At 43.3% G+C, this 12,382-nt stretch carries 10 protein-coding genes; 5 read left to right on the top strand and 5 right to left on the bottom strand.

The window, feature by feature from the left end; all coding sequences use genetic code 11:
• Nucleotides 1–27: 27 nt before the first annotated feature.
• Nucleotides 28–639 (bottom strand): ACP phosphodiesterase, encoded by a 612-nt coding sequence (locus FLM53_RS19775; RefSeq protein WP_176679726.1) that lies wholly within the window; start codon nucleotides 637–639, stop codon nucleotides 28–30.
• A gap of 171 nt (nucleotides 640–810) precedes the next feature.
• Nucleotides 811–939, bottom strand: a complete 129-nt coding sequence (locus tag FLM53_RS24075; RefSeq protein ID WP_017059831.1) for a hypothetical protein — start codon at nucleotides 937–939, stop codon at nucleotides 811–813.
• A gap of 447 nt (nucleotides 940–1,386) precedes the next feature.
• Between FLM53_RS24075 and FLM53_RS19770 the strand changes: the two genes are divergently transcribed.
• Both FLM53_RS19770 and FLM53_RS19765 read left to right on the top strand, forming a co-directional pair.
• A complete protein-coding gene (locus tag FLM53_RS19770; RefSeq protein WP_176679727.1) occupies nucleotides 1,387–2,610 on the top strand; it encodes an aromatic amino acid transport family protein in 1,224 nt (407 codons plus the stop codon).
• Between the two features lie 148 nt (nucleotides 2,611–2,758).
• Entirely contained in the window at nucleotides 2,759–4,183 is a 1,425-nt protein-coding gene (locus tag FLM53_RS19765) for a methyl-accepting chemotaxis protein (RefSeq protein ID WP_176679728.1), read from the top strand.
• A gap of 434 nt (nucleotides 4,184–4,617) precedes the next feature.
• Here FLM53_RS19765 and FLM53_RS19760 read toward each other — a convergent pair whose 3' ends face one another.
• From FLM53_RS19760 to FLM53_RS19750, 3 genes are all read right to left on the bottom strand, one after another.
• On the bottom strand, nucleotides 4,618–5,343 hold the full coding sequence (locus tag FLM53_RS19760; protein WP_176679729.1) for an HAD-IA family hydrolase: 726 nt from the start codon (nucleotides 5,341–5,343) through the stop codon (nucleotides 4,618–4,620).
• A gap of 289 nt (nucleotides 5,344–5,632) precedes the next feature.
• A complete protein-coding gene (locus FLM53_RS19755) occupies nucleotides 5,633–7,456 on the bottom strand; it encodes an HD domain-containing phosphohydrolase (protein ID WP_176679730.1) in 1,824 nt (607 codons plus the stop codon).
• 60 nt (nucleotides 7,457–7,516) lie between these two features.
• Nucleotides 7,517–8,011 (bottom strand): hypothetical protein, encoded by a 495-nt coding sequence (locus FLM53_RS19750; protein ID WP_176679731.1) that lies wholly within the window; start codon nucleotides 8,009–8,011, stop codon nucleotides 7,517–7,519.
• Between the two features lie 248 nt (nucleotides 8,012–8,259).
• Between FLM53_RS19750 and FLM53_RS19745 the strand changes: the two genes are divergently transcribed.
• The 3 genes from FLM53_RS19745 (at nucleotide 8,260) to FLM53_RS19735 (ending at nucleotide 12,192) form a co-directional block, all read left to right on the top strand.
• The gene (locus FLM53_RS19745) at nucleotides 8,260–8,739 is read left to right on the top strand and encodes a CreA family protein (RefSeq protein ID WP_176679732.1); all 480 of its coding nucleotides are present in this window, start codon (nucleotides 8,260–8,262) and stop codon (nucleotides 8,737–8,739) included.
• Between the two features lie 128 nt (nucleotides 8,740–8,867).
• Nucleotides 8,868–10,172: an inosine/guanosine kinase gene (locus FLM53_RS19740; RefSeq protein WP_176679733.1), complete on the top strand. Its 1,305-nt coding sequence runs from the start codon at nucleotides 8,868–8,870 to the stop codon at nucleotides 10,170–10,172.
• A gap of 271 nt (nucleotides 10,173–10,443) precedes the next feature.
• On the top strand, nucleotides 10,444–12,192 hold the full coding sequence (locus tag FLM53_RS19735; protein ID WP_176679734.1) for a formate--tetrahydrofolate ligase: 1,749 nt from the start codon (nucleotides 10,444–10,446) through the stop codon (nucleotides 12,190–12,192).
• Nucleotides 12,193–12,382: the final 190 nt, after the last annotated feature.

Here is a 12,382-nt window from a genome sequence, read left to right as displayed (position 1 = left end):
GATTGTAGCAAACCTGCATTACGCTGTTTACCTTTCCTTTTGATTTTTCTTCAATTGAAGTGCATTAAATTGGTTTGCTTCTTCTAAAACACTCGGATACAGCTCATTAAAGTGACACTGCAACGTATCATAGTGACGTTCGAGGTCGTTATAACAAGATTTAAGCATCCCTAGCTTTGGCCGTCTCAAAGCCATTCGTTGCAATACCATTTCTATGGATGACATCTCTTGATAGCTCTCTAACCACCTCTGCTCAGCCATTTTCTGGTGAACAGTAATGAAGTGCTCAGGCCAATGTGGCTCTTGGTGCTCAAAGATCTGCTGATGGCTGTCACAGCAAAAATGCTCAAGTGATTGTGTCGAGAACTGAGCCCAATGATTAGCCAAGCAATGATCCCAAAATACATCGAGTGCAATAGGCGCAAAGCGTTTTGTTTGGTCTGAAAAGAGAGATTTTGCAGAACGAGACACATCATGTCGGTCAGTATAGCTATCGACAAATCGATGAAGTCTAATGCCATCAGAAAGTGAGTCTGAATAGAATTTATTTGGGTCGCCTTTAACGAAGTCACCTAACAGGTTACCTGCTAAGTTGCTGTTACAGTGCTGAGCGATGTGAAGGTGTGCGAGAAAGTTCATTGAACCTCATTAAAGTATCGAGAACTAAGTAACATGGTAAACGTACTCGTTTATCTTCGCGAACTTTAATGAGGATAGTTTTGGTATGACGTGTGAGCGAATGAGATTTGCTCAGTCTAAGAATTGTCTAATTTGAGAACATTGAACTCTAAAATCTTAACTACGGAAAACCTAGTTAGAAGATTTGAACAGTTCTTCTGCTAATTGTTTAACTGTCTGCTCATAGTCAGACAAATCAATGCCAATTTCCATAGCATCTAACAACTCAAGACTTTCGTCATTATAAGATTGGTCACTCATTGTGCCCCCTCTATTCCTTGGTGTGGACATGATGTCCTGTTAACTAGTGCACCATCTTGGACTTATATTATGTCACTTTGATGAACGCACTCTACTCTACCCATTCCATATTTATAGCTTGAAGCTACTCGCGATCATTAACGCTTGTTTACGTTAAAGGGGTATACGCGAACGACATATGTACTGCCACCTTACACCAAGTACAACAAATTACTCTACAAATTTTGAAGCAGATCATGGTCAAACGTTTGCTTCGACCTTTCAAACACCTAACACACAAATAACTGTAAATATTAATTTACAGTGGATATTTTTAATTACAACAGGCATTGCATTTGAAATTAAACTCAATCAGAATACTCCATAATCGAGATATTCTTTGGGTTTATGCGCTTAAGCTAGAAGAATTACAATGAAAACACACCCTAACGTAAAGAATTATATACAATGAATAAATCAAAGGTTTTTGGTAGTACTTTGATCATTGCAGGCACAACGATTGGTGCTGGCATGCTCGCTCTTCCACTTGCTTCTGCAGGTATTGGCTTTTCAACTTCACTTTTCTTAATGCTTGGTTTGTGGGCTTTAATGGCGTTCACTGCTCTGTTAATGGTAGAGCTTCACCAATTCGCAGAATCTGATGCCACCCTACACACTTTAGCTCACACAATTTTAGGGACGAAAGGAAAATGGATTGCGAGCTTCGCAGTGATGTTTCTATTTTACGCTTTATGTGCTGCATACATCGCGGGCGGTGGCGCTCAGTTTAACCAACGTATTTCGGATATCGCGGGCATTGAACTCAATGGCCAAGTCACGACTCTTCTGTTTACCTTGTTGGTTGCAGGCGTTGTGACGATTGGTACACACAGTGTCGATAAAGTTAACCGCGTTTTATTTGGCTTAAAGTTGGTTGCAATGGTTATGGTGCTGAGCTTCCTAGCGCCTAACATCACTTCTCAGTACTTGCTGAGCATGCCTTTACAACAAGGTCTGATTGTTGCGGCTATCCCGGTTGTGTTCACTTCTTTCGGTTTCCACGGCAGCATCCCATCGATCGTTCGATACCTAGATGGCGACGTTCGCTCTCTACGCAAAGTAATGATTGTTGGTTCTGCGCTACCTCTGGTTATCTACGTATTCTGGCAGAGCGTTACTTTGGGCGTAGTAAGCCAAGAACAACTGTTGTCAGACACAAGCTTGGGCGCGCTTTTAGTTTCGCTTTCGCAAACCGTTCATCAATCAAATCTAAGCGTGATTGTTGGTGTGTTCGCTGACCTTGCACTTCTTACCTCATTTATTGGCGTGAGCTTAGGTCTATTCGAATTTATGGGTGACTCGCTCAGCAAAAAACTAGGCAGTGCAAAGCGCGTTAAAACCGCTGTTATCACCTTCTTACCGCCATTGGGCTTCGCCCTGTTTTACCCACAAGGTTTCATCATGGCGCTGGGCTATGCTGCGATTGCACTTTCAGTTCTAGCGATTCTTCTACCTACCGTAATGGTTTACAAAGTTCGCTACACAGATTTCTCAGTAAAATCTCACGGTACAGAAGCGACTTACCAAGTCTTGGGTGGGAGCAAAGCGCTATTTTTAGCGGGTAGTGTTGGCGTATTTATCATTGCGATTCAAATCCTTATTTCAGTAGGGTTACTGCCTTCTTTAGGCTAATAAACCTATACAGAACTAATTTACTTGATATAGATCTCATAATTGATATGTCACTATCATTAATTTTCACAATTAGTCGATTGAAGTCACATTTTTATTGAGGTCGGTTATTTAGAGTCCACGGTAAAGGATTTACCGTGGAGTTTTTATGAAAGAAGTACAATTTCGAACGATAGACAAACTGTTTATTAAAATGTCTATCAACGATAAGTTTTGGGTCATTTTCTTGATCTTTTTCGCCGCTGTGGCGAGCCTAGCTGGACTTAACTACGTCAACAAAATGGAACAAATTGACGCAAGTGCAAAACAGCAAGTTGAGTATCAACTCAAAGGCATTTTATCAGCGTCAGATTCCCCTGCCTCTGTTCGTTCTGTTAGCCAACAAACTCGTCCTCAAGAGACCATCATTTCGAACAATGGCGCGGTTACCGCAACGGCTATTGCACAAGATGGTAATTACTACTCTCTTACCGTCTCAAACAACGATACACAAAACCAAAAGCAGCAAGCACTGTACACTTTGTTACTCAGTCTTTTATGGTGTGTGCCTTTTAGTCTTTTCTGTTACTGGGTAGCGACCTTTCTAGGTGGCGCTCTTTGGGTACTTTACTCAACGACTCAAAAGATTGGTGATGGTGACTTAACTTCACGCCTTGGTTTCCACCCTGGCCGTGATGAATTTGGTACGATTGGTTGTGCACTTGACCGTTCGATGGACACGCTGAGTGAATTAGTAAACAACGTAAACCACAATGCCACGACGCTAAGTGAAACGTCGGCCTCTTTCGAAACAGAGATGAAGCGAAGCGAAACACAAATCATAAGCCAGAACGCTTCTTTAGACTCTGTTGCCACTGCTATGGACCAGATGACGGCATCTGCCAATGAAGTGTCTAACATCTCTGCACGTTCAACTGAGCAAACAGAGCAAGACGCACAGCAGATCAACGACAGCCACGCGAAGGTTCAGCAAGCCATTTCAGAGATCACTACCTTGTCTTCTTTGATTGAGCAAACTTCCTCTTCAGTGACTAGCTTGAATGTGAACACTAGCCAGATTAACGAAGTGATCACCACAATCAACGCTATCTCAGAGCAAACCAACCTACTTGCACTGAACGCAGCCATTGAAGCGGCTCGTGCAGGTGAGCAAGGTCGTGGTTTCGCAGTCGTTGCTGATGAAGTTCGAACGCTTGCGAGCCGAACTCAATCCGCGACGGTAGAAATCCAAGCAATGATTGAACGCTTACAACAAGAGAGCCAAAACATTGCGAAGATCACCGAGCAAACGGTCGATCAAGCACAAACCAGTAGCCAGTTGATTTCAAATATCGGTGACGACGTAAACTCTATTGCTGATTCAGCTCAAGCGCTAATGGATATGAGTATTCAAATTGCCACATCGGCCGATGAGCAAAGTAACGTAGCAAACACTATTGCAGCAGAGCTGAACGATATTCGTAGTCAATCTGATGTGATTAAAGAAGTCGCTCAAAACTCGTCAAATGGCGTATCTAAGCTAACAGAAGCGTCAGTGTCGCTATCACAAACTTTGTCTAGATACCGAACTTAAGCTCAAGTGATGCCGTTCAAAGCCAAGGTTGAAGTGGCTTACAGTTAACGTGAATAGAAACCAAACTAATAAGGACTCGCATGAGTCCTTTTTTTATTGGGCTGTGTTGATAACCTTACACAAATCATGGTCACTAACGATGAGATTATCATTACCATGAAGCAAGTCGCAAAGGAGAGATTAAGAAGTGTCAAAACTGTCTAATAATCGAGCTTAGGAGTAATCTACTTAAACGGGTCTTATTTTCGCTTACCCTCTTGCTGCAGGTGGACACATAATGAATAAAACAAAAGCACCAAACACCGACGACATCACATGCCCTTTATGCCAACACGACGAATATCTGCTTTCAGAAAGTGGAGAGAAGTTTACTTGCGCATCATGCGGTTTCCACACCAAACAATTTAGTAAAGTAGTCAGCCTTCAATTAGGCACTAACCCACCAAAGCTGCAGAGTTCGGTATACCACCACTTGAGCAGTGCTTGCCATTAATCCAAACAGAAATTTCTTCCAAACTGTAGATATCCTGAGCCGCTAGCTCTGCTGAGTCGGCTTCTGGATCTACAAGTGATTCATCAATGCTTGGGCGCAATCTGAACGATTGTATGCCAGCTCGAACGCCCGCCTCTATCCCCTTCAAAGTATCATCAACATAGATGCACTCATTGGGTAAAAAGCCCATGTTCATTGCTGTGTACATAATTAGGTCTGGCTCTGGCTTCCAGCTGTTTGCATCAAACGCCGAAAACACTTTTCCTTTAAAATCGTCGAGCATGCCAGTCATTGCTAATGAGGATTCAACTCGAGATTTAGGCGCATTAGAAGCAATACAAAACTCGATGTCTTCACCCTTGAGGAACTCAATCAGCTCTATCGCACCATCCATCGGTTTCAGGTGGCGTTGGAACAAGGCTTCGAGTTCAGTTCGATATAGTGGCTCAAGTGTATCAATCGAAATAGAGAGGCCTAAACGCTCTTGAGTATCCATTAAGATGTCAGCCAACTTACCGCCTTGAAAATGTGCATAGCAGTCGTTCACGTTTAACTCAGCCCCAAAGCCAGCAAATACATTCACCAAGGCTTGGCAACACAGCTTCTCGCTATCGATAAGTGTCCCGTCACAATCGAAAATTACACATTTAGTCTGTTCTAACCGCATAGCTCTCTCACTCCCATTGAATCCAAGCTTTATCCTATAGGGTTATGAAAGTAGTCGGGATGATTAAGGTAACACTTTACCGAGACTTGCTTATTTCTCTTCGCGAAATATGCAGTAGATCACCTTATGGTTCAAGATAAGCAACAGTTTTCACCGAATTGGTGATGAATGAGCAGCACCAAACACTGCTTGGTTTACAAAAACCGCGAACGAACAGTTAAAAATATAAATTTACGCGGGCTAATTTCTACAAGGCTGAGAGAAACCATGCGTTAAGTAGCTTCAACATCTAATTAACAGCCAACTCTTCAATGGCTTTAGGTTCGCTCTTTTTAGTCGTGAGGTTCTCTAAGCTTGAAGCCTCAAATGTACCACTGTCAGGGTAAGTATCGCGGATCGCGACGAATTCTGGTAAGTGTTTTAACAGCAGCTTAGTCACCTGAGGATCAAATTGATAACCGCACTCTCGCTCAAACAAATCGACAACCATCTCTAATGACCATGGCTCTTTGTAGCAACGTGCACTCAGTAACGCATCAAACACATCCGCGACCGCAGTAATACGCGCAAACAGGTGAATCTCCTCACCTACTTTGCCATTCGGATAACCAGCGCCATCCCAACGTTCATGGTGTTCATTAGCGATGATTGCAGCAAGGTTAGTAATGTCGCCAGCGCCACTTTTCAATAAGTTGTAACCTGCGGTGGTGTGAAGTTTCATCACCTCCCACTCTTGTTCAGTTAACTTACCTGGCTTATCGAGAATAGATTCCGGCACCGAGATCTTACCCACATCGTGCATTGGGCTGATGATCTCTATCATCTCGACTTCTCTGTGGCTCAAACCACTATGCTTCGCCAACAGTGCTGACAGCTTTGCAACGCGCTTAACATGGTTCCCTGTCTCTCCAGAGCGTGTTTCAATGGCTTCACCCAGTACATGAATCATGTCTTTCTGAACGTTCAGTGTTTGCTTCTGCAAAGCGAGGATTCGTTTGTTTTTCTTCGCCAACTCTTTCTTCTGGCGCAAGGTAACAAACTGCATCAGGATAATTAGGCTTAATCCGGCAATGACCATGGTCAAACCCATTAACAGTTGAAAGTTCTTGCGGATAAAAGAAGACGGCTCATTAACGACAACCGACTCTTCAGGAAGAGCGCTCTCACTGATGCCAAACTTTTCCAAAGCTGCGTAGTTGAAGACAAAGCGAATATTGTCACCCGGGACAAGCGGAGTATCGAAGTTCAGTGGTATGTACTTATCTAACGCATCAACCGCCTCTTCCCCCATACTCTGTGAATGATTAACATAACCGCCAAGCACATCGCCTAGGATATTAAACTGCCAAAGCGCAAACACAGGTGCTGCACTTGATGCTGATAAAGTTTCGGCGACTTCTTTATAAGAATGATAAACACCTTGAGTCAGCTCAGTGTTGTAGTGACTGAGTAACACGGCATCATCAGCTGAGATGTTTTGTAAAAAGTGACTCGCTTGCTCAAGCGTTTGATTACTGACTTCGACCAGATTGATCTCTGGAAAGTCTGCCATCACTTTATAGACTTCTTTTCGAATCAACCGAGACGTGACACTGTAATCATTTACAAAGTACAAGTTCTTAATGTTTGGTCTTAGCTGAGAAATCAGTTCAATATTAATATCGATGTGGTCATTCTCGTAAAGCACGGTTGCTCTATCGGTCACTGCATACATGTCAGTGCTAATGTCGTTGATACCCGCCGCAACAACAGGTGTAGAACGATCAATCAATGTGCTCAGTGATTCTAGGAAATTGGCGGCGTTATCATCAGTCGCAATTACACCATCAAATTCATAACCAGCGTATTTTGCTTGTAAGTAGTTAGCGAGAGACTCGTAGTATTCAGGACTATGGATACGCTTGGTATCTAAATACTCGATTGAAAGCTTTACTTCAGATTGAGAGTGTTCGAACGCGCTGTCGATGCCCTTTTGGAAATCCGCGGTCCATTGATAGGAAGGTTCGTAGGAGTGTAAAACTAGGATTTGCTTGATATCCCAGTCGTTAGCATAAATCGCAGGAGAAAAAGCGCTAACACACAATACAGCGATTGAGATCAATAGCTTGTACATACCGAACCCTTTTTAAAAGACGGTGTATTGTACTCAGATTAACGCTTTCTCAAAGAATCTTTAGTTCTCGAACCATACTTTATGGGTGGAAACTTGATCTTGTGCCCAAAAATCATGTAACTGTTTAGCAAAGCCGACAATGTTTTGATCGTCTTGGTTAACAACATCCGATATCAATAGCTCTTCATCCGTTGCTGTCACTACCGCGCTTGCGACAACATCGCCGTTTTTTGTACCGACATAAAGCTCATGGTCATCCGATAACATAATCTGGCTTAAGAACTCCAAGATATTCGCCCTTTCAGCTTCATCTTGATAAGCACTTGCTTGGTTCAATGAGAAAAGTACGGTCAGCTTATGGAAATCAACTTTATGCAGTTCGTCAATTTGAGTGGGAGTTTGGTCTTGCGGAAGAAGTTGGTAAGTCTTTTGGGAGAGTTGTTTTTTATAGATATCCAAACCGAGAAGGCTCTCTTTTGCGGGGTAAGCAATATCGAGCTGGCTAAATAGCCATTGGTTTTTATTATGTGCAATTTCAGGTATTTCGTTATTCATTCTTTTAGTACCTACAGTTAGTATCCCCAAATATCACAGTTATTTGGAAGACATATGGTCGGCTGAGGTGCCGAGCTACAAGCAGAGAGCATACAGAGCATGACCAAGGCCAACAAGTACTTTAAATGCTTCATATTTTTCATTATCCAACAACATCCTTTAAGAACTTAACGAAAAGCTCTACACTCGTATTCATGCTTTCAATATCCTTATAGTAAACAGAACTATATAAATAAAAAGGACTTCTTATGAAAAAAGCCTTAATAGCAGCAGGTATCATCACAATGTTAGCTGGCTGTTCGGACAACGAGGTTGGCGACGTCTCACTGGGTTTCTTCACAATGAAGGACATCAAAATGTCTTCTCTTGATGACGATAAGATTGCAGGTGTGACTTGTCATATCGCATCCATCGAAGCGAACCTTAGCCTTTCTGATCCAAGCGATAGCTCTATCTCTTGTCGTCAAACTGGCGAAATCACGCCAGAAATGATTGCTACGATCGATAAGAGCAAGTCAGGTGAAGTGGTATTCAAGAAATCGAAAAGTATCTTCTTCAAGACAATGAAGGTTCGCCGTATCTACGATGCAGAGAATCAATCACTGCTTTATTTGTCTTACACTACCAAAGAAACAGAAGGCAGCTTCAAACACAGCCTTTCAACTGTTCCACTATGGGGTACAGAGGCTTACGTTGATCCAGCGACGTTAGTCCAGCCAACCGAGTAGTCTCAGCGAGCAACAAGACGAATCACCTGTACAGACATTGTGCAGGTGATTCAAAATGTAATAAAAATGAAAGAAACAGAAACAAAATGTGATATCATGCGGCAAAATTTTTTCACTGTATTTTTCATATGAAGTTTCCTGGACAGCGTAAATCTAAGCACTACTTTCCAACTCACGCACGTGATCCGTTGGTCAACCAAATTCAACAAACACCTAAGCTTCACCGCGCAACTATTGTTGGTGTGGGTCAAACTATTGTTGATATCGAAGCCCGTGTTGACAGCGCGTTCCTAGAAAAATACGAGCTAAGTAAAGGTCACTCGCTTGTATTGGAAGAAAGTAAAGCAGATGCGTTGTATGAAGAGCTAGTTGAGCGCGGTTTGATCACGCATCAATACCCTGGCGACACTATCGGTAACACCCTGCACAACTATTCCGTACTTGCAGACAGCAAATCTGTACTGCTTGGCGTTATGTCTAAGAAAATTGAAGTGGGCTCGTTCGGTTACCGTTACCTTTGCCGCACTTCTTCTCGTATGAACTTAAACCACCTACAAACTGTTGATGGTCCAATTGGTCGTTGTTACACGCTGATTACCGAAGATGGCGAGCGTACGTTTGCGATCAACGAAGGACACATGAACCAACTACTTCCTGAAAGCATTCCTGAAAAGATTTTCGAGAAAGCATCTGCGCTAGTTGTGTCTTCATACCTAATGCGTGGCAAGACTGAAGATCCAATGCCAAAAGCAGTACAAAAAGCGATTGAATACGCGAAAGCGCACAATGTGCCTGTTGTACTGACGCTTGGTACTAAGTATGTGATCGAAGGTAACGCTGAATGGTGGCAAGAATACCTGAAAGAAAACGTAACCATCGTTGCGATGAACGAAGACGAAGGTGAAGCGTTAACAGGCGAGAAAGATCCATTACTAGCAGCGAACAAAGCGCTTGAGTGGGTTGACCTAGTACTATGTACTGCAGGTCCAATTGGCCTTTACATGGCAGGTTACACAGACGAGCTAGCGAAGCGTGAAACAACGCTGCCACTATTGCCGGGTAACATCCCAGAATTCAACAAGTATGAGTTCAGCCGTGCAATGCGCAAACAAGACTGCCAAAACCCAGTGAAAGTGTACTCTCACATTGGCCCTTACCTAGGTGGTCCACTTGAGATTAAGAACACCAACGGTGCTGGCGATGGCGCGCTATCTGCTTTACTGCACGACATGGCAGCGAACAGCTACCACCACGTGAACGTACCAAACTCTGAGAAGCACGAACACGCTTGTCTAACGTACTCGTCACTGTCTCAAATTTGTAAATACGCAAACCGAGTAAGCTACGAAGTACTGACTCAGCACTCTCCTCGCCTTTCTCGTGCATTGCCAGAACGCGAAGATAGCTTAGAAGAAACATACTGGGACCGTTAATCTTTTAGACGACGTCTAAGTTTAATTACGAATCCTTTAAGGGCTGCTATATGCAGCCCTTTTTGTATCAACCACCAATGCAATCACAATCGAAGGTAATCGAATCAAATATTTTGCCCGTTTAAGATTTGATCTCGCGCAATGACTCTTTAGATCTGTTATCTTCCAGCACATAATTCGTGTGGTTTGCCTTTACTTGGCAAATTTATGCAGTAGTATCGCCACGCAAACGTTTACGTACCACCTTTCGGTTCTGATATAAGGATCAAATATGCTGTCTGATATTGATATTTGTCGCTCTACTCCCCTTAAAAACATCAGTGAGGTTGCCAAACAAGCTGGCCTGCAACACGACGAACACCAGCCATTAGGCGAATTCAAATCTAAAGTGTCTCTAACGGCACTAGAACGCCTCGCTAACCAACAAGATGGTAAATTGGTCGTAGTAACGGCAATTACACCCACACCACTTGGTGAAGGTAAAACAGTGACCACCATTGGGCTCGCTCAAGGTCTTGCCAAAATTAACCAATCAGCGATGGCGTGTATTCGTCAGCCTTCAATGGGCCCTGTATTTGGCGTTAAAGGTGGCGCAGCTGGTGGTGGCTATTCTCAAGTTGCTCCTATGGATCAATTGAACCTTCACCTGACTGGTGATATTCATGCCGTAACAGCCGCTCATAACCTGGCGTCTGCAGCAATTGATGCACGTTTGTATCATGAACAGCGGGAAGGCTTAGAGGCGTTTGAAGCGCGTTCTGGCTTAAAAGCCTTGGATATTGACCCAAGCAGAATCGTGTGGCGACGTGTACTCGACCACAATGACCGCGCACTGCGCATGATCACTGTAGGCAAGAATGAAGCGAACAAAACAATTAATGGCTTTGAACGCGAAGACGGATTTGATATCTCAGCCGCCTCAGAGCTGATGGCAATTCTTGCACTGGCTGACGACTTACAAGACTTACGTAAACGCATTGGACGTGTCGTGCTCGCCTATAACCATAAAGGTTTGCCATTAACCGCAGCTGACTTCAACGTTGCTGGCGCTATGACTGTAACATTGAAGGACTCTATTGAGCCAACGTTAATGCAAACCCTTGAGGGTGTTCCGACACTTATTCACGCAGGGCCATTTGCGAACATTGCACACGGCAACTCTTCAATCATTGCCGACAAGATTGCCTTAAAACTGAGTGATTTTGTGGTAACCGAAGGTGGTTTCGGCTCAGACATGGGTTTTGAGAAAGCGTGTAACATCAAGGTTAAGGCATCCAACAAAAAGCCTGACTGTGCCGTTGTTGTTGCGACGCTACGCGGATTAAAAGCCAACTCAGGTTTATACGATTTAAGACCGGGCACCCCACTACCAGACTCTATCTTTAGTGATGACCAAGATGCACTCGTTGCCGGTTTTGAAAACCTCAAATGGCACATCAATAACGTTAAGCAATACCAAGTGCCAACCGTCGTTGCTATCAACCGATTCCCACAAGATTCTGACCAAGAACTCGAAGCATTAAAGCAGATGATCACCGATTTCGATTCAAGCGTGAGTGTTGAAGTCAGTGAAGCGTTTGGTCAAGGTGGCGAAGGCGCGATTAACTTAGCAAATGCAGTAGTCAAGGCTTGCCAAGTTGAGAGTGAATTTAAGCCGTTGTATCAATCAGAGCAAAGCTTAGAAGAGAAGCTGATGACGGTCGCTGAAGTTGGTTATGGCGCAGCGAGCATCTCACTGTCACCTGTAGCAAAAGAACAACTCGCTGAGTTCAAACGACATGGTTACTCAAACCTATCGGTGTGTTTAGCAAAAACGCCGTTATCTATCTCAACTGAAGCACATGTAAAAGGTGCTCCAACACAGTTTGACGTTCCGGTTAGAGAGCTAAAACTGTGTGCAGGTGCAGGTTTTATTTACGCTTTATGCGGCAATGTCATGACCATGCCAGGCTTACCTGATAAACCTGCGTTTATGTCACTAGACATCGATGACAAAGGGAATATCATCGGGTTAAGTTAATGATTACAAGCCTTTAAACATAATTCACCACTCGCCTACTTATGACATAACGAAAAATACTGGCATGAGTAGGCATTATTTGGGTGATGATTCTTAGTTATACAGATGCTCAATAAGCAAGCTTAATTGCAAAAAGTTGCAGTAAAACCTTAATAATATGCAAATCTTGTTTTAAGTTCTGGGTGAAGAT

The organism is Vibrio sp. Scap24, assembly GCF_013394185.1.
Classification (GTDB): Bacteria; Pseudomonadota; Gammaproteobacteria; order Enterobacterales; family Vibrionaceae; genus Vibrio; species Vibrio pomeroyi.
Note: the sequence above shows the minus strand (reverse complement) of the source record. Positions and strands in the feature narration are given on the sequence as shown.

Bases quoted from the DNA above. Each gene is read 5' to 3' on its own strand.
- FLM53_RS19750 (WP_176679731.1), bottom strand. From the start codon at position 8,011: ATGAATAACGAAATACCTGAAATTGCACATAATAAAAACCAATGGCTA.
- FLM53_RS19760 (WP_176679729.1), bottom strand. From the start codon at position 5,343: ATGCGGTTAGAACAGACTAAATGTGTAATTTTCGATTGTGACGGGACA.
- FLM53_RS19735 (WP_176679734.1), top strand. From the start codon at position 10,444: ATGCTGTCTGATATTGATATTTGTCGCTCTACTCCCCTTAAAAACATC.
- FLM53_RS19745 (WP_176679732.1), top strand. From the start codon at position 8,260: ATGAAAAAAGCCTTAATAGCAGCAGGTATCATCACAATGTTAGCTGGC.
- FLM53_RS19765 (WP_176679728.1), top strand. From the start codon at position 2,759: ATGAAAGAAGTACAATTTCGAACGATAGACAAACTGTTTATTAAAATG.
- FLM53_RS19770 (WP_176679727.1), top strand. From the start codon at position 1,387: ATGAATAAATCAAAGGTTTTTGGTAGTACTTTGATCATTGCAGGCACA.
- FLM53_RS19775 (WP_176679726.1), bottom strand. From the start codon at position 639: ATGAACTTTCTCGCACACCTTCACATCGCTCAGCACTGTAACAGCAAC.
- FLM53_RS19740 (WP_176679733.1), top strand. From the start codon at position 8,868: ATGAAGTTTCCTGGACAGCGTAAATCTAAGCACTACTTTCCAACTCAC.
- FLM53_RS24075 (WP_017059831.1), bottom strand. From the start codon at position 939: ATGAGTGACCAATCTTATAATGACGAAAGTCTTGAGTTGTTAGATGCT.
- FLM53_RS19755 (WP_176679730.1), bottom strand. From the start codon at position 7,456: ATGTACAAGCTATTGATCTCAATCGCTGTATTGTGTGTTAGCGCTTTT.